General features: G+C 41.1%; 24 protein-coding genes. 8 read left to right on the top strand and 16 right to left on the bottom strand.

Translation table 11 applies throughout. The features are described from left to right. Position 1 precedes the first annotated feature (1 nt). The 5 genes from Q91_RS04275 to Q91_RS04255 form a co-directional block, all read right to left on the bottom strand. Entirely contained in the window at positions 2–193 is a 192-nt protein-coding gene (locus tag Q91_RS04275; RefSeq protein WP_015005656.1) for a Trm112 family protein, read from the bottom strand. Next, positions 186–1,184, bottom strand: a complete 999-nt coding sequence (gene lpxK / locus Q91_RS04270) for a tetraacyldisaccharide 4'-kinase (protein WP_020162028.1) — start codon at positions 1,182–1,184, stop codon at positions 186–188. The genes Q91_RS04275 and lpxK overlap by 8 nt, the downstream gene beginning before the upstream one ends. 16 nt (positions 1,185–1,200) lie before the next feature. Beyond that, positions 1,201–1,620: a biopolymer transporter ExbD gene (locus Q91_RS04265; RefSeq protein WP_015005654.1), complete on the bottom strand. Its 420-nt coding sequence runs from the start codon at positions 1,618–1,620 to the stop codon at positions 1,201–1,203. A 5-nt stretch (positions 1,621–1,625) separates the two neighbouring features. Then, positions 1,626–2,234 carry a MotA/TolQ/ExbB proton channel family protein gene (locus tag Q91_RS04260; protein WP_026362587.1) on the bottom strand — a complete coding sequence of 203 codons (609 nt, stop codon included), beginning with the start codon at positions 2,232–2,234 and terminating at the stop codon, positions 1,626–1,628. 87 nt (positions 2,235–2,321) lie between these two features. Continuing rightward, complete coding sequence (locus tag Q91_RS04255; protein ID WP_015005652.1) at positions 2,322–4,613, bottom strand: DNA internalization-related competence protein ComEC/Rec2; 2,292 nt, start codon at positions 4,611–4,613, stop codon at positions 2,322–2,324. Between the two features lie 136 nt (positions 4,614–4,749). Here Q91_RS04255 and Q91_RS04250 point away from each other — a divergent pair, with 136 nt between their 5' ends. Beyond that, positions 4,750–5,271, top strand: coding sequence for a DUF2062 domain-containing protein (locus tag Q91_RS04250; RefSeq protein ID WP_015005651.1), 522 nt, complete (start codon positions 4,750–4,752; stop codon positions 5,269–5,271). Here the strand turns inward: Q91_RS04250 and lolD are convergent. Both lolD and Q91_RS04240 read right to left on the bottom strand, forming a co-directional pair. Then, on the bottom strand, positions 5,239–5,919 hold the full coding sequence (lolD, locus tag Q91_RS04245) for a lipoprotein-releasing ABC transporter ATP-binding protein LolD (protein WP_015005650.1): 681 nt from the start codon (positions 5,917–5,919) through the stop codon (positions 5,239–5,241). The genes Q91_RS04250 and lolD overlap by 33 nt on opposite strands. Next, positions 5,912–7,159, bottom strand: coding sequence for a lipoprotein-releasing ABC transporter permease subunit (locus Q91_RS04240; protein ID WP_015005649.1), 1,248 nt, complete (start codon positions 7,157–7,159; stop codon positions 5,912–5,914). The genes lolD and Q91_RS04240 overlap by 8 nt, the downstream gene beginning before the upstream one ends. A gap of 115 nt (positions 7,160–7,274) precedes the next feature. On the opposite strand from Q91_RS04240, the gene Q91_RS04235 reads away from it, so the two are divergent. From Q91_RS04235 to Q91_RS04225, 3 genes are all read left to right on the top strand, one after another. After that, entirely contained in the window at positions 7,275–7,577 is a 303-nt protein-coding gene (locus Q91_RS04235) for a hypothetical protein (RefSeq protein ID WP_015005648.1), read from the top strand. A 358-nt stretch (positions 7,578–7,935) separates the two neighbouring features. Further along, complete coding sequence (mfd, locus tag Q91_RS04230; protein WP_083856988.1) at positions 7,936–11,331, top strand: transcription-repair coupling factor; 3,396 nt, start codon at positions 7,936–7,938, stop codon at positions 11,329–11,331. A gap of 5 nt (positions 11,332–11,336) precedes the next feature. Further along, positions 11,337–11,975, top strand: coding sequence for a CsiV family protein (locus Q91_RS04225; protein ID WP_015005646.1), 639 nt, complete (start codon positions 11,337–11,339; stop codon positions 11,973–11,975). Positions 11,976–12,004: 29 nt separating this feature from the next. Here Q91_RS04225 and Q91_RS04220 read toward each other — a convergent pair whose 3' ends face one another. Genes Q91_RS04220 through nagZ form a run of 4 tightly spaced genes read right to left on the bottom strand, consistent with a single transcriptional unit; the run spans position 12,005 to position 15,101 of the window. Then, positions 12,005–12,712, bottom strand: coding sequence for a DUF3581 family protein (locus Q91_RS04220; protein ID WP_015005645.1), 708 nt, complete (start codon positions 12,710–12,712; stop codon positions 12,005–12,007). A gap of 37 nt (positions 12,713–12,749) precedes the next feature. After that, positions 12,750–13,502, bottom strand: a complete 753-nt coding sequence (locus Q91_RS04215; RefSeq protein ID WP_015005644.1) for an S-methyl-5'-thioinosine phosphorylase — start codon at positions 13,500–13,502, stop codon at positions 12,750–12,752. Continuing rightward, on the bottom strand, positions 13,490–14,080 hold the full coding sequence (locus Q91_RS04210; protein ID WP_015005643.1) for a hypoxanthine-guanine phosphoribosyltransferase: 591 nt from the start codon (positions 14,078–14,080) through the stop codon (positions 13,490–13,492). The genes Q91_RS04215 and Q91_RS04210 overlap by 13 nt, the downstream gene beginning before the upstream one ends. Further along, the gene (nagZ, locus tag Q91_RS04205) at positions 14,067–15,101 is read right to left on the bottom strand and encodes a beta-N-acetylhexosaminidase (protein WP_015005642.1); all 1,035 of its coding nucleotides are present in this window, start codon (positions 15,099–15,101) and stop codon (positions 14,067–14,069) included. The genes Q91_RS04210 and nagZ overlap by 14 nt, the downstream gene beginning before the upstream one ends. Before the next feature lie 64 nt (positions 15,102–15,165). Here nagZ and fliL point away from each other — a divergent pair, with 64 nt between their 5' ends. Beyond that, complete coding sequence (fliL, locus tag Q91_RS04200; protein WP_015005641.1) at positions 15,166–15,552, top strand: flagellar basal body-associated protein FliL; 387 nt, start codon at positions 15,166–15,168, stop codon at positions 15,550–15,552. Between the two features lies 1 nt (position 15,553). Here the strand turns inward: fliL and Q91_RS04195 are convergent, their stop codons facing one another. The 3 genes from Q91_RS04195 to cysM all read right to left on the bottom strand — a co-directional run bounded on the left by Q91_RS04195 (position 15,554) and on the right by cysM (position 18,324). Then, a complete protein-coding gene (locus tag Q91_RS04195) occupies positions 15,554–16,045 on the bottom strand; it encodes a L,D-transpeptidase (RefSeq protein ID WP_015005640.1) in 492 nt (163 codons plus the stop codon). Continuing rightward, the gene (gene rlmD / locus Q91_RS04190) at positions 16,046–17,374 is read right to left on the bottom strand and encodes a 23S rRNA (uracil(1939)-C(5))-methyltransferase RlmD (RefSeq protein ID WP_015005639.1); all 1,329 of its coding nucleotides are present in this window, start codon (positions 17,372–17,374) and stop codon (positions 16,046–16,048) included. It lies immediately after the preceding gene. Positions 17,375–17,436: 62 nt separating this feature from the next. Continuing rightward, positions 17,437–18,324, bottom strand: a complete 888-nt coding sequence (cysM, locus tag Q91_RS04185; protein ID WP_015005638.1) for a cysteine synthase CysM — start codon at positions 18,322–18,324, stop codon at positions 17,437–17,439. A 138-nt stretch (positions 18,325–18,462) separates the two neighbouring features. Here cysM and Q91_RS04180 point away from each other — a divergent pair, with 138 nt between their 5' ends. From Q91_RS04180 to Q91_RS04165, 3 genes are all read left to right on the top strand, one after another. After that, on the top strand, positions 18,463–20,526 hold the full coding sequence (locus Q91_RS04180; protein WP_015005637.1) for a TonB-dependent siderophore receptor: 2,064 nt from the start codon (positions 18,463–18,465) through the stop codon (positions 20,524–20,526). A 525-nt stretch (positions 20,527–21,051) separates the two neighbouring features. Next, the gene (locus Q91_RS04170) at positions 21,052–22,008 is read left to right on the top strand and encodes an ABC transporter substrate-binding protein (protein ID WP_015005636.1); all 957 of its coding nucleotides are present in this window, start codon (positions 21,052–21,054) and stop codon (positions 22,006–22,008) included. Further along, positions 21,992–24,361 carry an ATP-binding protein gene (locus tag Q91_RS04165; protein ID WP_041230488.1) on the top strand — a complete coding sequence of 790 codons (2,370 nt, stop codon included), beginning with the start codon at positions 21,992–21,994 and terminating at the stop codon, positions 24,359–24,361. Before Q91_RS04170 ends, Q91_RS04165 begins: the two co-directional genes overlap by 17 nt. Before the next feature lie 100 nt (positions 24,362–24,461). On the opposite strand, the gene Q91_RS04160 is transcribed toward Q91_RS04165, so the two are convergent. Together Q91_RS04160 and Q91_RS04155 are read right to left on the bottom strand one after the other, a co-directional pair. Then, positions 24,462–25,151, bottom strand: a complete 690-nt coding sequence (locus tag Q91_RS04160; RefSeq protein ID WP_083856987.1) for a hypothetical protein — start codon at positions 25,149–25,151, stop codon at positions 24,462–24,464. Then, entirely contained in the window at positions 25,148–25,924 is a 777-nt protein-coding gene (locus Q91_RS04155; protein ID WP_015005633.1) for an FTR1 family protein, read from the bottom strand. The genes Q91_RS04160 and Q91_RS04155 overlap by 4 nt, the downstream gene beginning before the upstream one ends. Between the last annotated feature and the right edge of the window lies 1 nt (position 25,925).

Here is a 25,925-nt window from a genome sequence, read left to right as displayed (position 1 = left end):
TTTATGACCTCAGCGCGTCAGCCTCATCAGCGCTCAGCTCCCTCGCCTCATTAATCAACATAATCGGAATATCATCGCGGACCGTATAAGCAAGCCGGCACGGTATACACACTAATTCTTGTTCCTCTTGTACGTACACCAAACTCGACTTACAAGAGGGGCACGCCAATATTTCCAGTAGTTTCTTATCCATTTATTTTCTCTTTTATCAATGATAATAACGTTAAGCCAAAATTCTGTGTCATTTGCGCTTTGATTGGCACATACCAGTGTTTTCTAGTCGCCATATGCGTACATTTCACAGCATCTTTTTCGGTCATCAGCACCTGCTTTTCATCATTAAAGTTTATATCTTTTTCGGTGTACTTATAGTGATCTGGAAAAATATGTGGTTCAAAAGAAAGGTTAAATTTCTTTAAATGTGAAAAGAATCGAGAGGGGTTACCTAAACCCGCTATCGCGTGACATTCTGCTGCTCTAAAGCTCTGCAAATCAAGTCGTTCAGACTCATCCACTAGCATTACCGCCTCACTGCCATCTACCCTCAATGGGTATTCATGCTTATTTGCAAGCCCATTACAGACAATAAAATCAACTGATTCTAATCGCTCGACAGGTTCACGCAATGGCCCAGCGGGCAGTAAATAACGATTACCATAGCGACGCTCCCCATCAACTACGGCAATTTCAATATCTCGTTGCAATGCATAATGCTGAAGCCCATCATCTGAGATAATAATATCGCAGTGATGGTGGTCTATTAACGCTTGTGCGCTATCCGCTCGGCTAGGCCCTACCGCCACCGGGCATTGCGTTCGTCTTGCTAATATTTTTGCCTCATCACCGACCACTCTTGAGTCGCTGTCCTCTCGTACTTGCTGGGGCCAACTAGATGCGATACCACCATAACCACGACTAATAACGCCCGGCTTATAGCCAGCAGACTTTAACAGTTCGGCTACCCAAATCACGATAGGCGTTTTACCAGTTCCACCGACGGTAATATTACCGACCACAATAACCGGCACATTTAAACAAGTTGACCTTAACCAGCCTTTTTTATAGAGCCAAGCACGTAGCTTAACAATGACCCCAAACAACCATGATAATGGAACGAACAATAGGGCAACAGGGCGTTGCCCATACCACATACTATCAATAAACCGACTTATTTTATGACTCATAAAACGTTAAACTACGTTATTGCTTTGGCACAGGCTGGTTCGCCGCAAAAGTAATATTTACAAAACCTAACTGACCAGCGGCATCTAATACCGTAATCACCGATTGATGTGTCGCTTGACCATCTGCACTAATTAACAAAGGTGGGTTCTTTTGATCTCCCGCAGCCTGCTTTAATGCTTTCTTGATAGTCTCCAAGCCTGAGTTGACGAGCTCTTTGTCGTTAATAAAAAAACGACTTTTTGAATCAATACTGACCTCTAAGGTTTTAGTCGCTTGCTTTTGCTCACCAGAGGCTTGCGGTAATTCAATTTTTAACTGTGTTTCACGATCAAACGTTGTTGTGACCATGAAGAAGATCAATAATAAAAAAACGACATCTATTAGAGGGGTTAAATTAAGATCAAAACCTTCTCTGTTTTTACGCTTAAAATTCATCTGGTTTACTCACGTTCCCCGTGCATCATTTCAACCAACTTAAGCGCCTCACTTTCCATTTTTATCACCAACTCATCAACCTTACCCCTAAAATAGCGATAAAACATTAATGAAGGAATCGCCACAGACATCCCCGAAGCCGTTGTGATTAATGCTTGAGAAATACCCCCCGCCAATACAGTAGGGTCCCCCACACCATTTGCTGTAATAGCAGCAAAAACATTAATCATCCCGATAACGGTGCCTAATAGGCCTAATAAGGGTGTAATTGACGCAATTGTACCAAGAGAGTTTAAATACCTTTCAAGCTCGTGTGCTACTTGGCGCCCTACTTCTTCTATGCTTTCACGCATAATTTCGCGGCCATGAGATTGATTAATAATGCCCGCCGCTAAGACACGACCAAGGGGTGAGCTATTCGAGAGGCTTCTCACTTTGCTGTTATCCAACTGGTTAGCCTTATGTAAAGACCATACAGAAGAAACCAGTTCACGCGGGAGTATTTTCTCACTATTTAATGACCAGAAACGTTCACCAATTATCGCCAATGAAACAATTGAACACGCAATAATTGGAACCATTAACCAACCACCTGACATCAAAATTTCTAGCACAGCACCCTCAATTTTCAATAATTTAATTACGCTGTCATATTACTGTATTTTTAAACTCTATTCACCTTTACAACCCGTTAAAATTTTTTAATGTCTCCAATTCCAAAACTTAGCCGTTTGCTCTCTAACACTTTCTATTCGAGGACCTTGATGATTGTAGAAACGTACTATAATTGCACCATGACGAGCCGTATCTAATCGACGACTACCTTGTTTTTCATATCGCTCGATAACCTCCTGCTTTGGAAACCCAAACCGGTTTTTATAACCAACTGGAAACAAAACAACATCAGGATCAACAGCCTTTATAAATTTTTCACTAGAAGATGTAGTACTACCATGATGAGGGGCAATCATTACATCTGCTTTCAATTGATGCCCTTTATATTGCAACAATGAATATTCCGCGCTTTTTTCGATATCGCCAGTTAATAAAACGCTGCCATTTACTGAACTGACCTTTAACACGCAAGATGCATTATTCCCTTCAAATAAGTTATCCGCAGAAGGGTTTATAAATTCAAATAAAACACCATTCAAATGCCAACTGATAGTATTTTCACAAGGCAAAGGGTTATACCCCTTAAATAGTTCAGGAACACTGGTATAAAGGCGATTAACATCAAAGGTATTTAAAACGGTTTGCGCGCCACCTGCGTGATCATTATCCCCATGGCTAATAATTAATTGTTTTATTTGTTTTGTTCTAACCGAATTCAAATATGGAACAAGAACTCGAGATGCCAAATCGCTCTTTTCGCTATATTTAGCGCCTGTGTCAAATACCAAGGTATTATCTGCGCTATGAACAACCGCCGATAAACCCTGACCCACATCCAGTAAAACCAGCTTAAACTCGCCATAAGCTAAACTTTTCTCATGTATTGGAAACAACACCGGCAAAAAAAGAACACATACTAAAGGCTTAGGAATAAAACCTTTAGGCATCAATAAAAACACAACACCCACCATTGCGGTAATACAGGCAAAAATGGATACCTCCGGCATCATTAAGGTTGAATAGTCTACTGAAGCGAGAGCCTCTAAAAACTGCCATAAAACATCTATTAACAACGCTGAAAACTTTAAGGCATAAGCACCTGCAGATGGGGCTATCAATGCGATTAACAACGCAATAATTAACATTGGAACAATAGCAAAACTTACAAACGGTATGGCAACAATATTAGCCAACGGCGCAACCAATGAAACTTCATGAAAAAAATACAGCACCAATGGCATCAAACCAATCGACACCCACCACTGGGCATACAATAACTGTTTTATAAAACCAACTTTTTCCATACACCCTACCACAGCATGCAGAATGATAAAAACCGCGCAAAACGACAACCAAAAACCAACCGACATAGGCGCCAAAGGGTCGTAAATTAACACCGCCAGCAAAGCCATTGAAATCACATGGAAAGGATTGTAATGTCGTTGCCAAAAAACACCTCCCATTATCACCACCAACATAATGAGAGCTCTTTGCGTTGGAATAGAGAACCCCGCCAACGCTGCATACCCAGTTGCTGCTGCTATGCTTACAATAATCGCACAGCGAGTCGCGCTCCCACGTAGAGTTGGCAGTCTAAGTACAAACCAGCTAACAACGCCAAAAAATAAAGCACTTACCAAACCAATATGCAAACCCGAGATAGCCATCAAATGGGAAGTCCCAGTTTGCCGAAAAACGCGCCACTCACCAGGCGTAATAGATTGCCTATCGCCCAACACTAAGGCATTGATAATACCGGCCTGTTGTTGCTCATTAAGCGCCTCCTCTAAATATTTTTTTAACGATTCTCGCCAGTAACTAATAGCCCAACGAGAAGCTTCACCCATCCGTTGATTGTTAGTGCTTTTTCGAACATAACCGGTTGCTCCTATTTGTTGCTGAAATAGCCATTTTTCAAAATCAAACCCATGTGGATTTATCAACCCATGCGGTCTTTTTAGCTTTACTAATAACTGCCACCTTTCAGCAGAGCGCACTTGTTTATCTAGGTTATACCAATTGAGTCTAATTTTTGTTGGGAAGGCAACGATATTAGCAGGGCTTAGCACCTTATCCACCTTAAACAAAAAGCCAGTTGAGCGATCGGTTTGTATTGGCAGGCCAATGACTTGGCCACTTATCAGTACTTCTTTAGACTCTAAGTCTCTTGGCAAACCATTATTGTTTATCCAAGCAGCGTACCCAGTAGCCATAACAAAACCAAACAATAAAAAACTCAACCATTTGGCCCACTTATATACCCCTAATGCAACAAAAAAGGCTAAAATTAAAATGTATATTGGTGGTAAGGCGATTAACAATTGCACCGGTAAAATGCCTATGCAAAAAAACAACGTCATTTGTTGAAATTTATTCATTTAGCCGCATCCATGCTCTGCTACACTTGGCTTGCTTGGTCAACTCACAAGCACCCATCGTTATGACTTTTCCACCCTTGATTATTAAGCCCAATCAAACAAAGGTATCTTAAATTTAAGCTGTTTTTATCGTCACATGCCAAAAAGATTCATTAAAAAATACTTCCCCAACAATACATCGATAAAGGAACACAAACACCTAAAGGTCTTTGGTAGCTTATTACATAATCAAAACTTGTGGCACCTTAACCGCCGCTCTTTTGCAGGGGCGATTGCGACAGGTCTATTTATTGCTTTTATTCCCTTACCCACACAAATGTTAATTGCCGCAGCGGCAGCCATTTTTTTACAGGTTAACCTACCGGTTTCTGTTGCCACCGTTTGGGTCAGTAACCCGGTCACCATGCCCCCTCTTTTTTATGCCGCATACTCGGTTGGTGCGACCCTTATGGAAGTCCCAATAGAGGCCCATGAATTTTCATTTTCAGTAGCCTTTATTCTCGACACTTTGGGGGCTAGCTGGAAGCCTTTTTTACTTGGTTGTTTTATATTGGGTTCTGCAACATCTGCCGTCGGCTATGTTCTTGCTCGTATTATTTGGAGACTTGCTGTTATCAAAAAATGGTTAGCTCGTAAGCATTCCATCATCAAGCGTTAAAACCCTATCCATTTTATTTGCTAACTCATGATCATGTGTCACTAACAGCAAACTAATATTGAGGCGTTGATTCAACTCCAACATTAATTCATAAATTTGCTCGGCTGTTTTTTTATCCAAATTACCCGTTGGCTCATCTGCCAAGACACAAGCTGGTTGTGTAACTAACGCACGCGCAATAGCAACACGCTGCCGTTCACCACCAGACAATTCACCATAACGGTGCTTTATCCTACTTTCTAAGCCTACCTGCTTGAGCATCTCGTCTGCTTTTTCTTGGGCAAGTGCAACACTCTCGCCACCTATCAACAAAGGCATCGCCACATTTTCCAAGGCACTAAACTCTGCCAGCAAATGATGAAACTGATACACGAACCCTAAACATTTATTTCTTAATGATGAACGCTCCACTTCTGTGAGTGTGGTCAGGTTTACGCCATTCATCATCACTTCACCTGAGGTCGGTTGATCTAGCCCCCCTAACAAATGCAACAAGGTGCTTTTACCCGAACCGGACGACCCCATAATAGCAACTCGATCGCCCTGCTTTAGGCTTAAATCAATCCCTTTGAGCACAGGTACAATCAGGTCTTTTTCACCAAACGTTTTGGTCAGTCCTGAACAACTTAAAAAAACGTCATTATTCATACCGTAATGCCTCCGCAGGGTTCACTCGTGACGCCTGCCAAGCAGGGTAAAGCGTTGAAACAAAAGATAATAAAAATGAATACGTCGCTATGGTGGTCACATCCGACCAAACTAATTTTGACGGTAACTCACTAATGTAATAGATATCAGCGGGTAAGAACTGAACATGAAAGAATTGCTCAATGGTATGCACGATCATTTCAACATTTAACGCCAAACCAACACCTGCAGCCACGCCAACAAGGGTGCCAATCAGGCCAATTAATGTACCTTGAACCATAAACACACCCATCACAGAGCGAGGTGTTAACCCCAGTGTTCTTAAAATGGCAATTTCAGACTGTTTATCCGTGACGACCATTACTAACGTCGACACAATATTAAATGCCGCAACAGCGACAATTAACATCAATATGATAAACATCACGCGCTTTTCAGTTTTAATCGCCTTAAAGAAATTACTGTGTTCCATCGTCCAATTAGAAATACTGTAATTCGGTGTCAGTGTTTGCGCAATTTTGCCGGTTACAACAGGCGCTTGAAACAGGTCATGCAACTTCACCCTAACCCCTGTCACGCCTTTGTTTAAACGTAACAGTTTTGAACCATCATCAAGATGAATAAAGGCTAAATTTCGATCGTACTCATACATGCCCACTTCAAACTCACCGACAACCGTAAAGCGACGCAATCTAGGCAATATACCTGCTGGCGTCGGTGTAACTTGTGGTGTGATGACAGTCACTTTATCACCCACACCCACACGTAAATAACGAGCTAATTCCGACCCAAGGACTATACCAAACTCCTTTGGTTTTAATAATTCCAAACGACCTTCAACCATTTTCTGGTTAATATCAGACACTTCATCTTCTTGCCCGGGTAACACACCCCTTAACAAGCTGCCGCTGACTCGTTGATTAGCACTTAACATTACTTCCGCTCTTACAAATGGTGCCCAGCCAGCCACATCATCAGTTTCACTTAATGTATCACCTAAGACTTGCCAGTCTTGCAATGCATTGTAGTATTCAGAAATGGTGACATGGGACGCCATCCCTAAAATCTTTTCACGTAATTGCGCCTCAAACCCGTTCATCACCGATAGTACTGTAATTAGCGCCATCACACCTAGCGCGACACCCAGCATAGATGTCATGCTAATAAACGATATAAACCCCGAACGTTGTTTTGCTCGTGTATAACGCAGGCCAATAAAAATTTCGAGTGGTTTAAACATAGGTGCGAATTAGATCATATATTTAATTTGTAAACCTAACTTACTGTCTAGAGAATTATCAACATTTCATCAAGAGGTGATATATTAATGCTGGAAAACATATAGGGATATCAACATGACGTTTAAAAAAATCATTTTAGCCAGCATTTTTTGTTTCACACCATTGATCACTCATGCTGACGTTTTACTTATTGACGTGATTAACAAGGAACCAGCGAACACGCCAGCCGGCTTATTGAGACCCAAAAATGGGCAATCAATGGATACCGTGATCTCTCAATTTGGCAACCCCATAAGAATATACCCTACTGTTGGCGAACCACCGATTACCCGATGGCAATATGTCAAATTTTCTGTTTATTTTGAACACAACCTTGTTATTCATAGTGTTGTTAACAAGCCAAAAAAAGCACTTTAAAATAATCGGCAAAGACTAAAGTCAGTTACAAATCAATTACCTATATTGTAATTTGACTTTATACCTGTACGAGAAAACCTTCATAAAGCATATAACCACTGTGGTCTCACCGTCTTTGCTTTAGATTAAGGTGCTCAATAACAACCCTTATTCTTATTAGACACACAGCCCTACTCTATACATTACACACGAGCTAACCATCCACTAACTGGCTGGCATGATCAAAAGGCACTGCCTCAACCAGTCAACCTAACTATTTCCACTTAGCGCTTTATTTAAGCCAAATGAAATACACCCCTTGTTTTGTTTATGAGAAAATAATTCTTTTATTTTTTCCATTTTTTACGTCTACTCAGCTATGCCAAACCTACCTACAAAATCCACACAATCCATTTCTTGGGGAAAATTCGAAGGATGCTCTGATGCCTTAACCATCGCAAACGCAGGAATGGAGTCGGAGCAATTACTGGTGGTTATTTGTTCAGATACCCAATCGGCACTGAGATTAGAACGAGAAGTTCCTTTTTTTCTAACCACGCCTTTGCCGGTTATTTATTTTCCAGACTGGGAAGTCTTACCTTATGATAGCTTTTCTCCTCTAGGCGAAATTATTTCTGAAAGGCTAGCGACTTTATACAAACTGCAAAGCCTAAATAAAGGCATACTCATTGTCACCACCGCTTGCTTACTACAACGGTTAGCGCCACGTGATCAACTTTTAAATGAGTGCTTTTCACTCTCAACAGGTCAACAATTCAATATTGAAAAAACCTGCCTAAATCTAGACAAATTAGGCTACCAGAACGTGCACTCTGTTCATGAATATGGTGAATACTCCGTTCGAGGAGCTATTTTAGACATGTTCCCAATGGGCAGCAAAAAGCCCTATAGAATTGATTTGTTTGATGATGAAGTAGAGTCCATCCGTACGTTTGACACCGAAACCCAACGCTCCATTGATAAAGTTGACTCCATTCAACTATTTCCCGCAAGAGAATTCCCTATTAATGACAAAAGCATTCAACTTTTCCGCCAACAATTTAGAGACCAGTTCCCAAATGTGTCTGATAAGAACACCTTATATCAACAAGTCTCTAAAGGTAATATCCCTAATGGTATAGAAAACTATTTGCCCTTATTTGTAGAACATACCGAATCATTTTTTGATTACATCCCGAAGGCCACTCTCATCTTGCACGGTGATATCTTAGCTGCTGGAGAAACATTTGCCACACAGGTCATTGAGCGATTTCAACACAGGCAACGTGATATAGATCGCCCGGCATTGCGCCCAGAATTACTGTTTCACGACTTAGAGAGCCTGCAACAAAGAATGGCCAATTACCCCTCTGCTTCATTACAAAGTGACATCCATGAAACAGAAAAAACAGCCTTAATCAATACCGATAAAAATGACCCGGCACACCCTTTATTAGACTTATTAAACAAACAAAAACATAAAACTTTGTTTGTTGCGGAGTCTGCGGGGCATCGTGAATCAATGCGTCAGCAACTACAAAAACTAAATGTACGCCCTACCCTCGTTGAAGATTGGGCGACGTTTGTTCAAAACGATGTATCCCCCTGCATTGTCGTTGCACCGATAGATGAAGGCCTTAGCTCCTCTACCGTCAGCATCATTACGGAAAACAACCTATTAGGCACACGTGTTCAACAACGTAGACGCAGACGGTCCTCCTCTAACCAACGACTTGAAAATGTATTTAACAGCTTAGCCGACCTTGAAATCGGCTCCCCTGTTGTTCACCAAGAACATGGTGTTGGTCGATACATCGGCTTAAAGCACTTAGTTGTAGACGAGATTGAAACCGAATTTTTAACCTTAGAATATGCCAATAGCGATAAACTCTATGTGCCTGTTTCATCGCTTAATTTAATTGGTCGATACATGGGCACCCAAGGGGATAGCGCCCCATTACATCGATTGGGTAGTGATCAGTGGGAAAAAGCACGCAAAAAAGCACTGAAACGTGCACGCGATGTCGCCGCAGAATTATTAGACATCCATGCTCGACGCGCCGCCAAACCTGGCCGCCCAATGGTTACTGAATCAACCGAGTACGATAACTTTGCCCGTGCATTTCCGTTCGAAGAAACCGAAGATCAAGCAACCGCTATTGAACAAACACTACATGACATGAGCCTGGCTAAACCAATGGACCGTGTTGTTTGTGGTGATGTGGGGTTTGGTAAAACAGAAGTGGCTATGCGCGCGGCCTTCACCTGTGCCAATAATCACTACCAAACTGCCGTTTTAGTGCCAACCACCTTACTTGCTCAACAGCATTATCAGAATTTTTCCGACCGTTTTGCCGATTGGCCCATTCGCATTGAAGTACTTTCACGGTTTGTCAGCAGCAAAAAGCAAAATCAAATTATTGCTGATACCGCCGAAGGGAAAGTTGATATTCTTATTGGCACCCATAAATTATTACAAAAATCATTAACCTACAAAAACCTTGGTTTAGTGATTATTGATGAAGAACAACGCTTTGGCGTGCGCCATAAGGAATATTTAAAATCCATGCGCTCTGAAGTGGACATGCTTACACTCACCGCTACCCCAATACCCAGAACACTTAATCAAGCCATGTCTGGATTACGCGATATTTCCATCATTGCAACACCACCACCGAATAGACATGCTATCGAAACCTTTGTATCTGAATGGAATAGTGGACTGATTCAAGAGGCCTGCCAACGTGAGATAAGACGCGGCGGTCAACTGTTCGTTCTTCATAACGACATTGCTACAATGGATAGGGTTATTCGTGACATTGAAGAACTAGTACCCGACGCCAACATTCGAAAAGCACACGGGCAAATGCGTGAAAGCGAATTAGAGCATATCATGCTCGACTTTTATCACGCTCGATTTAACGTACTGGTGTCTACGACGATTATCGAAAATGGTATTGATTTACCCAATGCCAATACCATTATTATTAACCGCGCCGATAAACTCGGTTTATCTCAATTGCATCAATTAAGAGGTCGGGTTGGCCGCTCTCATCATCGTGCATACGCATACATGATCGTACCGCCCGAAGGTGTTATGACTAAAGATGCAAAAAAACGTATTGATGCAATCCAAAGCAGTGCCGACCTAGGTGCTGGCTTTACCTTATCAACGCACGATATGGAGATTCGTGGTGCGGGTGAGTTACTGGGCGACAACCAAAGTGGGGAAATCCAAGAAATTGGCTTTACCTTATATACCGAGTTACTGGATAACGCAGTAGCCGCAATAAAATCAGGTAAGCAACCAGAACTTGAAGAACGTATCGAAACAGGACCAGAAATAGACCTGTCTGCCAGCGCATTAATCCCCGATGATTATTTACCGGACGTTCACACACGTCTTGTGTTGTACAAACGAATTGCTAGTGCAGATGATGCAGAAGAACTAAGGGACTTACAAGTCGAGATGATAGATCGTTTTGGCCTTCTACCAGACAGCACAAAATGCCTCTTTGGTATCAGCGAGATAAAACAACAGGCTAAACGTATTGGTATTGATAAAATTGATTTTGCCAAATCCAATGGGCGATTAATATTTTCAAATGCCCCATCGATAGACCCTGCAAAAATAATTGAATTGATCCAAACACAACCACAAATTTTTAAATTGGATGGACCTCAAAAATTACGTTTTAGTAAAAAACTTAATACCACTGAAGAGAAAGTTGAGTTTATACTCGACCTCATTAACTCTATCGCATTGAGCAAGTAATAAACATGACAGCAACACGATTATTTTCATATGCTTTAATTCTTATTGTGCTTTCATACAACATTCAGGCGTTTGCCGACAATGAAAGCTCATCTCAGTCAAGCACTTGGTACAGTATTGAGTACCTCATTTTCGAAAACAAATCATTGAGTAACCAAACGTTAGAGCCTTGGACAAGCGCAGCCTTCAAAATACCTGACAATGCCATCAGGCTGAGCAATGTATCTAGCAATACAGCCTTTAAGCCTTTAGCACCCAACCAACAACAACTTTACGGCGTTTATAATCGGTTAGAAAAGCTATCCTCATATACACCCATCGCTCATGCGGGGTGGGTTCAACCACTTCAACAAAAAGGCGAGCGGAAGCCTGTACAAATTAGCCACCAAACTGGGCCTTTACAACTTGAGGGGACACTTACTTTTCACCGTGGACGGTTTTTACACCTAGACATTGATTTGCAGTTGAGTGAGATGAACTCGTTAGCGATAACTCAAACCAATCTTTCACAACGCTTTCATGAACCTGTTACCTTATACCGATTAACAGAAACTCGGCGAATAAAAACGGATGAGTCACACTATTTTGATCATCCGCGTTTTGGTGTTTTGGCTATTGTGAAAAAAATTGACTCGCCTAATTAACCCATTTCAACAAAAGTTAACTGATACAGCTAGCTCACATAGGCTAATTTAACCGCATTATATTCATCTACAATGCTGTCAATCGCCGATTGTTCAAAAGGCCTCAAACCGCTGACCACCATATCTTTTGTACCATGCCCTATGGCTTGACCATCCACAAACAAATTAAATTCAAGCTTCACACTGCCTTTTTTACCATCAACACGCATCGACGCACCAGAAAACTCGAGATCCAATGAGCCTTCTAGAAACGAATGAATTTCAATGACCATATCTTTATAAATAATTAATGGCCGAGCAGGGTTAATCATCACCCCTTTCTTTTGCATTAAATCGATGAGTATTTCCGGAAATGTTCGACCTGAGAATTGAACATATTTCTCAATCAAACTCGAAATAAACTTATCGTTGTTGCTCTGTTCCCCAGAACACTGAACCGTCATCATCGACTTATTATTTTGATCAGACAAAATAAACTGCTCACTCAGCTTCTCAGGCAAAGTAACAACCGTTTGCTCAGTCACCATGCTTTCAAAGCTAAAACGCATTGATTGGCTAACACCTAATTCCGTTAACGCTACCGCAAATAATAAATCCCCTGGTACACAAAATCGTTTTGTCTCAACATCATGCAATGGGTTAAAGTCACCAGCTACTGATTTAGCAAAAAGGCTGGCTTGCTGCCTTGTAAAACTAACTTTTTGATCGTCTATTTTATAAAACTTTTTTATATCCATGATTATGATTTTTCGTTAAGACCAACAGAATTATACGTTATTCATCCACTTTCATTTCATATACCAGCACTTTCAATAAATGCTCCACTTTGATCATGCCCGCTTCTGCATGGCCTTCTATGTCTCGCATACTAATTTCACCACCTTCTAAACCTGCCGCCCAATTAACCACCAAAGCACAGCAGGCATAATTTAGTGCCAACTCTCTAGCTAACGCTGCTTCAGGCATGCCTGTCATACCAACTAAATCACAACCATCGCGCTCTAATTTTATTATTTCGGCTGCCGTTTCTAACCTTGGGCCTTGCATACAAGCGTAAACAGCTTTGTCGAAAACAGCGATTTCCGCTTTATACATTGCGCGCTTTATTTTTTTTCTCAGCTCCACCGAATACGGGGTTGTAAAATCTATGTGAGTAACGTGCTCTAGATCATCCTCAAAGTACGTTGAGGCTCGCCCCCATGTATAGTCAATTAACTGATCTGGCAGAACAAGACTCGCAGGTGGCATTGATCGATTAATACCGCCAACAGCAGCGATTGCAACAACATCCGTTACACCCACTTCCTTCAAGGCCCACATATTTGCCCGGTAATTAATTCTGTGTGGTGGAATATTATGACCATACCCATGACGTGCCATAAACACAATATCAACGCCATTTAATTCACCAAAAGTGATCGGTGATGAAGGTTCACCATAGGGGGTTTTAACCACTCGTTTACGGACACGCTCCAAATTAACAAGTTTGCTTAAACCAGTGCCGCCAATAATCGCTAGCTTTGACATACTAGTTCCTCAATATTTTCTGGGCAGGCATATAAACCATTTATGTTTCTTAGGTAGCCTTTGTAATCCATGCCTAAACCAAACAAATATTGCTTACCACTGTGGTAGCCAACAAAATCAGCCCGCAAGGGCTTTTGCTTGTTTAAATCTTTATCCACTAAAACAGCTGTATAACAAGAGACAGCACCTTGTTCCTCGCAATACGCTTTTATATGCGCCATTGTGATACCTTCATCCAACACATCATCAACAATAATAACTGTTCGACCTTGTATCGGCGTGGCGGGAAGTTGTTTCCACTCAAGTTGCCCCCCAACCAGATCACGGTGGTAACGTGTCACATGGATATAATCAACTTCTAATGCGAAATCCAATTTAGGTATTAAGCTACCAACGGCTACAATTGCACCGGTCATAACGCAAAGAATAAGTGGGTTCTTATCCCCACATTCTTCAGTAATTTCAACGGCCAGTGCATTGTACATCTGCTCTACAGCTGCGCCATCCAACAAACAGGTACTGTTTTTCTTTACCCACTCTATTTCTGTTAAAGGCATCATCAGCTTAGTTAAACCCATCAATGATCTTTCGGCATTGTTGCCACTTTAAAGAACCTTGAAGATGGCCTTCAGGAAGCCTTGTTGTCGGTCGCATTTTTTTTAACCTTTCGATAGAGTTAGTGTTTATTTCAACACCATTTAAGTGATCAATAACCTGTTCGGCTGCGGTTCGATCATTACAGATAAGTGCCATATCGCCACCCGCCTTTAACGCCTGCTGCGCTCGTTGCCCAATATCACCAACTACACTAGCACCCTGCATGGTCAGGTCATCACTGAATATAGCACCTTGAAAGCCTAATTGCTGACGCAAAATAGTTTGCAACCAAAACTCAGAAAAACCGGCTGGCATTTCATCAACCTGTTGATAAATAACATGCGCCGGCATAATGCCTTTCATTCCTGCTTGTATGAGCTGCCTAAAGGGGTACACATCATCTTGTAAAATGTCTTCTAATGAACGCTCATCAATTGGAATCGCAACATGAGAATCAGGTGCTACTGCACCATGCCCAGGAAAATGCTTACCGATGCTTGCCATGCCTGCTTCAGCCAGCCCTTGCTGGAATGCTTCAGCCACCTCAGCAACGATTTTTTTATCACTCGAAAACGCACGATCGCCTATAACATCGCTGCAAGCGTAATCAATATCCAGCACTGGTGCAAAACTAAAATCAACTCCCACCTGCCTCAATTCCATTGCCATTAACCAAGCCACTTGCCGCGCATAATTGAGAGCATTTTCCTTATCTTCCTGATAGCACTCACCTAACATTTGCATACAAGGGATGGGGGTAAACCCCTCTTTAAAGCGCTGCACTCGCCCACCTTCGTGATCAACAGCTAGCAACAACGGCTCTGCTCTTAAACGATGAATTTCATCACAAAGCACTGAGACTTGTTCAATACTGTCATAATTCCTTGAAAAAAGGATAACACCGCCCACTAGAGGGTGTTTAAGAACCTCTCGATCAACGGCCGATAATTCCACACTGTCAATATCAATCATTAAAGGCCCAAGGGGCATAGGCGATTTCATTTTTTTAGTCTATCCTTATCAATATAATTTTCTTAAATCAAACACATCGTTATTTGGAGCTGTTATGCGTTTTGTTGCTTTACTTTTAGGCCTTATGTTTATTTCCCCCTTCACTGTTGCCAATGAGGAAACTTCTGCAGAAGCCATCTATCTACCGCTAACACCTCAGTTCACTGTAAACCTATTAGGCGACAATCATTATTTGCGCACCAGTATTCAATTACAACTACGTAACAATGAAATAAAAGAGTCGATAGAGGCTCATAACCCTGCTATTCGCCACGCACTTATTGTATTGCTAAGCAATAATTATGTGGAAAATATTTCCAGCGGCAGCGATAAAATAGAATTACAAAACCGAGCAGTGCAAGTTCTAAACACCACACTAAAAAAATACGCTAAAAAAGAAGGCGTAGAAGCTGTCTTTTTTACTGAGTTTGTTTCTCAATAAACTATTCATTAATTAACACACTAGACCCAACCGATACCCGATCAAAAAGCTCAATAACATCTGTATTTAACATTCGAATACATCCATGTGACGAGGGTGTAGAGGTCACCAGTTCATCAGGTGCACCATGAATATAAATATAACGCCGCATCGTATCAACCTGACCTAAACGATTTTTGCCTTTTTCTAAACCAGACAGCCACAAAATTCTAGTCAATATCCAGTCTCTATTCGGCTGGCTTTTTGCAAAGCCATGTTGGTAAATTTCACCTGTAAAACGGCGACCTACAAACACACTGCCTGACAACTGACCAGCACCTATTTTTGCGCGAATGATATGTTTCCCTCGTGGGGTACACTCACTGCCAAACAGTTCACCGGCACCATTTTTTGCGGTGCATACCGGATAGGACTTAATCAATCGGTCACTGTTATATAACGCTAATAACTGATCGCTAATACTGATTATTATGTTCAGTTTAGGGCGATTCATTTATTTTTCAAATAACGCGATCGATTCGACATGCGAGGTATGCGGAAACATATCCATGACACCGGCCTTTTTTAATGTATAGCCTAATTCATTCACTAAAATAGCTGAATCACGTGCAAGCGTAGATGGGTTACAAGACACATAAAGCACCTGTTCAGCGCCCCACTTTGGCAAATAAGGTAGGATTTCTTTTGCGCCTAAACGAGGTGGGTCAATTAATACTTTATTGTATTTTTTCTTCGTCCAAGGTTCCTCAGCGACAGCTTCCATTAAATTAGCGGTATAAAAATCCACGTTGTCCAAGCCATTCTTATCGGCATTTTGTTTTGCCCGTATAATCAGCTCATCACTGCCTTCAACACCGGTTACATGACCTGCCACACGAGCCATTGGTAGCGTAAAGTTTCCTAAACCACAAAATAGATCAAGCACGTTATCATTTTCATTTAACGCCAGTGTTTCTAGCGCTCTATTAATCATAGAGCGATTAATATCAACATTAACTTGAACAAAGTCGCTAGGGCCAAAGAACAAACTTACATTATTCGGCAATTGGTAACTGAGCGGTGCTTTTTCACCGCTTAATGGGATAATGGTATCTGGGCCTTTGGATTGGGTATAAATATCTACATCAGCAGACACTTCAAAACGTTTTAATACCGCTATATCCTCTTCACTTAACGACTCGAGAATTCTAAAAACTAATGCTGTTCGGCTATCGCAAATAGACACTTCGATCTGCGGAATTTTATCTTTAATCGATAAGTTGCCAATCAACGATGACAAATCCATTAGGCGTTGCCCAACTGAGGGATGTAACACCTCACATTTTTCAATTTCAGCCAAAAAAGGGCTGGCTTTTTCTCTAAACCCTACCAGCACTCGGCCTTTTTTTACGACATCTTTCACGCCTAAACGCGCCCGGTGACGATAACCCCAAAAAGGCCCTGTTAACGCAGGCCATAACTCAACATCTTCGAGTTTAGCTATGCTTTTAAACTGATCGAGCAAAATGCCTTGCTTGGCAAGAATTTGTTTCTCAGGATCAAGGTGCTGAAAACTACAGCCACCACAAATACTGTAATGCTGGCAGCCCGGCTCAACACGGTCGTCAGATGCTTTTAACACCTCAGTAACACGGCCTTCGGCAAAATCTTTTTTCTTTTTACTGTATTCAAAAACAACGTCTTCGCCTGGTAGCGCACCTGCGATAAAAACCGCCTTATCATCTACATGTGCCACACCGCGACCATCGTGGGCTAACGATTCTATTGTTGCTGTTGCCGTTTCAGGCGGTAAGTTCTTTCTTCTATTCCTACGTCTAGCCATGTTGCTTTTAAAACCATCTTTCTATGTTAAATAAGCATTACATTTTAAACGTTAAACAAAATTTAATCCGGAAAAACTCCTGTCGAAATATACCGGTCACCTCTGTCACAAATAACAACAACAATTGTTGCATGGCTTAAACGCTTTGAAAGCTCTAAAGCAACATGAGTGGCCCCACCAGACGAGACACCACAAAAAATGCCTTCTCGCTGCGCTAAGGCTCGCATTGTCTGTTCGGCTTGCTGCTGATTAACTTCAAGAATGTCGTCAACACGTGAACGATCATAAATTTTTGGCAAATACTCTTCAGGCCAACGGCGGATTCCTGGAATTTTAGAATCACCTTCCGGCTGAACACCAATCACCTGAATATCATTATTTTTTTCTTTTAAGTACATTGAGGTACCCATAATCGTTCCGGTCGTCCCCATTGAACTAATAAAGTGGGTTACCTCTCCTGACGTGTCGCGCCAAATTTCAGGTCCCGTGCCGTTATAGTGCGATAAAGGGTTATCTGGGTTAGCAAATTGATCCAAAATCGTGCCTTTGCCCTGCTGCTCCATCTGCCTTGCTAGATCGATCGCCGCCTCCATACTGCCAGCGGCCGGTGTTAAAACAATATCGGCCCCGTAAGCCTTCATTGATGCACGCCGTTCTGCACTCATGTTATCTGGCATGATGAGTGTCATTTTGTAGCCTTTAATAGCCGCAGCCATTGCCAAAGCGATGCCTGTGTTTCCGCTAGTCGCTTCAATCAAACGGTCTCCAGGCTTAATATCACCACGTAACTCCGCTTGTTGAATCATGTTAATGGCAGGCCTATCTTTAACAGAGCCTGCTGGGTTATTACCCTCAAGCTTCAACAAAATAGTATTTGTTGTTGAGTCCATCCGCTGTAACCTGACGAGCGGCGTGTTTCCAACAAAATCTTCAATGGTTGGGTAAGTCATTTACTCTCTTTAAAACAAAAATTGGCACAGAAGACTATCATACCTTTACGACGTAGCTAATAATTTTGAGTTATGTCCTTAAGGCCATCGACTTATGCTAAAATTTTTTTAAAAATTACATAAAAAAATAGTTGCCTAATGAAGATAGTTAAAAGCCCCCTTTTTGCTAGAAAAAATCTCTTATTCGCTTTTTATATTGCCTTCATCACACCTTTTGCCGTTGCAAATGAGATAAACGATTTATCTTTTTTTAATACCGAGATTCCTATTGTCTTATCTGCCACTCGGTTAGCACAACCACAAACCGAAGCACCGGCAACGATCACCATCATTGACCGTCAACTGATCAAACTATCGGGGGCAAAAGCCATTCCCGAATTATTTAGATTAGTACCCGGCTTTCATGTTGCTCACTTTCGTGGCAATGAACCTGTTGTTGCTTATCAGGGGCTTAGTGGTGAATTCCCCCAAGGCGTTCAAGTATTAATTGATGGGCGCTCCGTTTATAGTCCCCTTTTTGGTGGTGTTGACTGGTCAAATCTTCCTATCATGATGGAAGATATTGAAAGAATTGAAGTTATCCGTGGTCCGAACGGCTCATCCTTTGGTTCGAATGCATTCCAAGCAGTCATCAATATCACCACATCACATGCGGTGCAAACGAATGATTTTCAAGTTAAAAGCACGCTCGGTGAAAGGGGCTATCAACGCACGCTCCTAACTGGTAGCCATTCCTTTGGGGATATCGACGTTAGACTCTCCGCTTCACACATTGATGATAACGGCTACGCCAATAATGATGACGATAGCCGTCATGACTCGCTGACCGGGCGATTGGATTACCAAATTACTCATCTCGATAGCTTGCAATTGAATTTCGGTATCATTAATACCTTAAAGGAAACGCATACACCTGGCACTTTATTAGATCCTTTTGACCCGCCCAGAAACACTGATGACTCGCAGCATTCAATTCATGCTAAATGGGAACATTCAACACCTGATGATCAACTGTTTATTACTCAAGCTTCCTATACCAGACACCTACACAAAGACAAATTTACAACTTTCTTTGATGCCAACAATATAGGTTTAGGTTTTCTGGGGAGCTCCGTTAGTCGTCTCGACTTCACCGAGTACTTTGATCGATATGATATGGAATTTGAGCATCAATTTCATTTTAATGATCAAGTTCGCGTTTCTTGGGGCCTTGGCAGTAGAATCGATCGTGTCTATATGCCTCTTTTACAAGGCTCGACACAGAAATTTGATAATTCTATTCAGCGCATCTTTAGCAATGTTGAGTGGCGCCCCGAGCATAATTTAATTATCAACATGGGCGCACTCTGGGAGCATTCTCAGTTATCAGGTGATGATCTGTCACCACGGTTGGCAGTAAACTACCTGCTAACACCTTCACAAAGTATTAGGTTTTCTGCCTCTCATGCCATCAGGGCCCCTGTCTTGCTTGAGAACAATTTAAATGCCGATGCATCAATAGAGTCTATTAGCACTCCAGGGCTGGTATTGAATCAACCTTTATTACGAACCAAAGCTGGGCTTGACCCTGAAACAGTAGACTCACTCGAAGCAGGCTACCATGGTTTATTTTTTAATAATGCTCTCACCGTAGACCTTAAGTTATTTAGAAATGAGTACGACAACCTGATTGACACAAAGGGCCTAGCAACTGACGCGACCCTGTCACTATTTGGCATCCCTATAGGTACCGCTGACCTTGGCACCAAAGTTCAAACAGTCGACAACCTGCATTATGCAAATATAAACGGCTATGAAATTGAACTGAACTATCGACCCGATGCAAATAACTTAGTTCACCTAGGGTATGCATACAACCATACCAATGTTGGGAGAATCACTCACAATGATATTGAAAATATTCGCAGCTCTGTACCAAAAGATGTTTTTAATATTTTGGCCTCCCATACGTTTGATAACAATTTATGGGCTAGCATTGCTTTCTACTACACTAGTAGCATGGAGTATTTAGACTCGGGTAACCCGCAAGGTCCCTTAAGGCGCTTAGATATTAATACAGGAAAATCATTTAACCTATCACAACGCCAAGAAATAGACCTTAGCTTTAACCTACAACTGGCTCTTGATAAAAACAAAGACTACCTGAATGAATTTGAACTCGATAACCGAGCATTTGTCGAACTAACCTATAGGTATGACTAAAAGGACGACAGTAATACAAGTTAAGACATGGAATGTTGCACAAAAAACTCTAGGTATTTACTAACCAGCTTATTACTGGTCGGCTTTATTTGTGTGCCTTATGTTGAAAATCAATACCTATTTTCAATGTTCCCTCGATTACTCTTCTTCTACCTAATTTTAAATAGCCTCACACAGCAATGCTCCTTAGCTAGGCTATTAATAGCATGAGGACTATAACTTCTAATGCTTTTTTGATGGCCAAACTTATCTGCCTAATTATCGGCATTAAACTTAGTCATAGTCATAACATATTCTCCTATGTTGTTAAGCAACAATTTTTCGCAGAACGTCTAAAAAGGAACAGACTACTCACCAAAGGCAACCCCACGTATCAAACCATTGCTAATATTCGACTGTACTTTAAACTATCGAAAAAGCTAACTAATGGAATCCGTTTTAGCTCATCATTAGCATCCAATAAAAAGCAGCCTCTTCATCAATACGTGGTCACCAATAACCAAATGCATCAAAGGATAAAATAGCGTGCTGATTAACACCCATCAGCCCAGAAAATTTTATAGTGTCTATCTAGCAGTGGCTTTACTGCTGATGCCTCTACCCTTACTCGCACAAAATTTGGTTATCATTTCTGATAACGCTAGCCATTATCAAACCAGCTATAAAACACTTATTACGAACCAGCTATCTCAAGACCCCAGTATACAATTACGAAACATACCGACCAGCTCATTAAGCACCGAAACGCTAACAAAAGACTCACCCGACATCCTGATTAATCTCGATAATAAAGCCATAAAAAAGCTCGTGGAATTGAATATACAAACCACAACATTTCACGCCTTAACAACATTATCACATGCTAAAAAGAACATCCCATGCTTACCGTCATGCCGAGAGCTTCGGCCCAATCACTTTTTCTTTGTCTTGGATCAGCCACCAGCTAGACAATTAAATTTAATACAACGTCTTAGCCCTTTATTTAAAAACATTGGTGTTATTGTCACTCATCAATCAAAAGATCAGCTAACACACTTAAAGAAAATTGCCGCGGATAAAAAATTAACCATTAACGAACACCTTAGTAATTCAAAAAATGTACATTCCCAAATAGATCGTGTTTCACAATCTTCAGACATCATTCTCGCAATAGCCGATACCGATATTTATAACGCCACGTCTCTTTCACAAATCCTACTAACCAGTTACCGTTATGGAACACCCATCATAGGTTTCTCTAAAGGCTTTATAAGAGCCGGGGCTATTGCAGGAACAGTTAGTAGCCTCGAGCAGTTGGCTAAGCATTTAACCGAAACAATCTTCGCCCTAGAGGACGCAAAGAAGCCTCTGGCAAACAGTATTGTTTACCCTAAATATTTCAGCGTTATTTCCAATAGAAATGTCGCAAAAAGTTTAAACCTACATTTCCCTAACGATAAAGCATTACAAGCGCAATTAATCAGCAATGAGTTTGATAAGTAGGTTTCAATTACAAGATAAGCTGCTACTCCTAGGCGTTATGCCAGCAGCCATCGTAGCCATTATATTAGCCACCTACCTAACCTCAACGCGTTTAAATGACATGTACGATTTATTGCATAAAACGAATGAGAACTTATGTCTTTCAATAGCCAAATCCAGTGTTAATGGTGTCTTTTCTGGGAATTTAGCGGCGCTCGATGCAGTTGTCCGTTCAGTAGTTAATGAGCCAGATATCCTCTCTATTAAAATTACAGACAGTGCGGGAACGGCTCTTTCCTATGCAAGCAGTGATATTGCAACACCCTCATTACTATCTAACCCATCAAAAGAAATTGTTCAACCAATCACACTTAAATCAATTGAAAACACGGATGAATTTGACAGCTTATTGGTTGGCCTACCGGTTGAAAAAAATGAAACCATTGGTTACGTCACACTCACGCTTTCATATGAGGCTATTCAACAACGGCAATATAATATTTTATCTAACACAATCTACATCACCTTATTTTTACTATTGGTGATCGCTCTTATTGCAAAATACTTCAGCGCAACAATTAGTCGTCCCATTCTAAAATTAACACGTGATGTAAAAAACATTACTAAAGGCAACTATACTCCACCACCTAACACCCCAAATATCAGTAGCAAAGATGAAATTGCCACACTCGAGAGCGGTGTTCATGAAATGGCTCAGCAAATTAATAATCACCAACGGATTCTGAAACAGAGGGTCCTTGAAGCAACGCAAGAGTTAAGATCTCAAAACGACAAGCTTTTTTCTGCCCAAGAAGAAATCCTCAAATCCGCCGATGCAAAATCACGGTTTATTTCACATATAAGTCATGAAATACGAACTCCGTTAAATGGCATTATCGGCTTTCTTGAAATCATTCAACAAACCCCTCTTGATGATGAGCAACTGAAATTGGTCAATGCGTCTCATTTATCATCAAAAAATTTACAAACCATTATTAATGAAGTCTTAGATTTTACCCAGCTTGAATCTGGCAAAGTACTTATTCATAAAACAAATTTTGAACTGAAAAAAGCAATACAAGATGCCATCTTGCTTTTATCTGCCCAAGCAAAGGAAAATCACGTCAGTATTAACTATCAGCACGATGCCAATGTCCCTGTGGTTATTAATCAAGACCACGTCAAGTTTGGCCAAATACTTATTAACCTACTTAGCAATGCTATTAAGTTCAGCCACCAATCATCTGTTATCGTTCGCTTAAAAATGAACCCTTACAAGCAGGATGTTATTGATATTAGCATCATTGATCACGGTATCGGCATCAGTGGACATAACCTCAAACAGCTTTTTCAAGAATACTCTCAACTTGATGGCGCTACTAGCGATCAGGGAACAGGTCTTGGCTTAGTAATTACTAAACGCCTGCTAAACGCACTTAACGGTAGCATTAAGGTAAAAAGCACCTTAGGCGAAGGTTCTAATTTCACCTTTAGTCTACCCTTTACACAGGTGAAAGATAGCTACCAAGCTATTAATAAACCCATAGCGATTGAACACCCTCTGCCCGACCTAAGTTCTTTAAATATATTAGTTGCAGACGACAACGAAATTAATCGTTTATTGTTGAGTCATTTATTAGAAAAACAACACGCTAATGTAACCTGTGTTAACGATGGCCAACAAGCCATTGAACTAGCCTTCAAGCACCCCTATGACCTGATGCTATTTGATTTAAGGATGCCTTTAAAAATGGGCAATGAGGCACTTTTTGAAATACGTAACCACTCACAAAACCCTAACTATAAAACACCCGCCATTGCTATTACTGCACACATTACCTCAGGTGAAGAGAAGGCACACCACATCAGTTCATTTGACGGGTACCTAATAAAACCTATTAACCAAGTACACTTTTTCGCCTTAATTGAGCAATTACTTAGCGAACATGATTTTGATACGCAGCCTTTTATATCAACCACTACAAATGGCGACTCAGCCTCTAACAGTCAACCGTTTGATTATCATTTAGCTAAAAAAAGCATGAATGCGGACCATTCGTTTATGTTAATTATGCTTGAGAAGTTTTTATCTGAACTCCCCAAACAAAGCGAAGACATTTCAGAGCTGATTGGGCAAAACAACATAGTGGATGCAGCAGAAGCAGTCCATAAAATCCACGGTTCGGCAGCATATTGTGGAACACCTTTATTAAAATCAGCAGCGAAAAAACTTGAGCTTGTATTGAGGGAAAACGATAAAAATAATACTCAAAAGTTCCACAAGATTTTTTGTAATGAAATACAGACATTGCTTACATTAAAAAGCGACATTCTTACCTTGCTGCAAACCCTTACTAATAATCAAGAAACTTAAACAACTTTCTTATAACGTGCCCATAGCAACCATTACATGGCGCTTTAATCAATCAAGAAACCCTAATTACAGTTAAGTAGAAAACCTTAATCCCTCTCCATTAATACTCATACTCTATTAATACGCGCAACGTACTATCAGGGCCTTTATAACCTAAGCCAAATATGGAGCCTACTTCCCAATGCATTTTTTTCGCATGAGCTAAGCGAATATCACCCATTACAACAGGGCCTACCGCCTGGCCATTTTCATTACTATAAAACTCAATGGCAGGTTCTAACTTTTCTGAATACCGGTAGCGTGCCTGAAGAGCTAGCGACGATTCAAGCTCATTCTTTATTTCATTCCCCCACTCATACTCAATAATAAAATTGGCGGCACCCACCCATTTCCCCCACTCTTTTTCGATTAAAAGACCACTGGATAAGCCCCAAGTATCATCATGCTGCTGATGCTCAAGTTCAAATAAAACACCCCAGTCAGCATCGTACTCACCTTGTTCAGTTAACTGCCATTTTACTTCCAGCTCTAAGGCCTCTAAAGAAAAGTGCCGATCGTTATCTTCTGCAATAAGATAGCCCTCAACGAACAAGCTATCCGATAATGATTTACCGATACCAAGCCGGTGAAGTTGCTGCCCATCTCCTGATAACATTCGCCATTCCAGCTCCCTTTCTAAAGGCTGGACGTACGGGTGATACACTTTATCTACCGAAAATTCCGATGCTGCCACACGAACGGCTAAAAGTGCTAAACAACAGGCTTGTAGTGTTCTGCTTATTGTTCTCACTCGCCCATTTCCCACTTAAAGGTTTTAAACGTCTTAAAAGCTAAGGCCGATGAAAGCATTAAACTTATAAAATACCCACCAACTTGAATAGGCGTTGGCGTTGATTCATAGCCAAGCAAGGCATATAAAATTTGCCCTATAACAGAGCCCTCACTCACCCATGATGAGGTGTTCCATAATGGTGATTGACTGATCAAAATATCCGCCTGAATTAACAATTGAAATGCTTGAGTGGTCATACTCGCGCTGATTAGAACCAAGGCAACTAAGCAAACAGCAACCCCCTTCCTAGGACGCAAATTGATCATTAAATAATACATAAACACTCCCACACTGAAGCCAACTCCAGCTCCAATAAAGCTGCCTGCAAGCACTGTTTCTAATAGCTGCTCATTACCTATAAAACCTTGAATATAAATGATTATTTCTGACCCTTCGCCCACTAAAGTGGCCGATAAACACCCAGCAATCGCCCATACAGTTGTTTTGTAATAAGGTCGCCTACCCATTGAAAAAATTAAAAATAACAAACAAATAAACGTCATTAGGTGCATGCACGCATTCAAAATTTCTTGCCCAACACCATCAAAAAACGTCGAAATAGATGCAATATGACGAGCATAAAAAATTGATAACACCCCACCTAAGCCCAAAGAGGAAAGAAAGTAACGACGCGGTAATTGCAGTTTCTGAGATAGCACTAACAGCACACTGACTATAAGCGCTGCTTCAAATACTTCCCGTAAGATAATAATGACTGAATTGATAAGCATA

It is taken from the genome of Cycloclasticus sp. P1, from assembly GCF_000299965.1.
Taxonomy (GTDB): domain Bacteria; phylum Pseudomonadota; class Gammaproteobacteria; order Methylococcales; family Cycloclasticaceae; genus Cycloclasticus; species Cycloclasticus pugetii.
The sequence above is the reverse complement of the archived record's forward strand: the minus strand, read 5'-3'. Positions and strand labels throughout refer to the sequence as shown.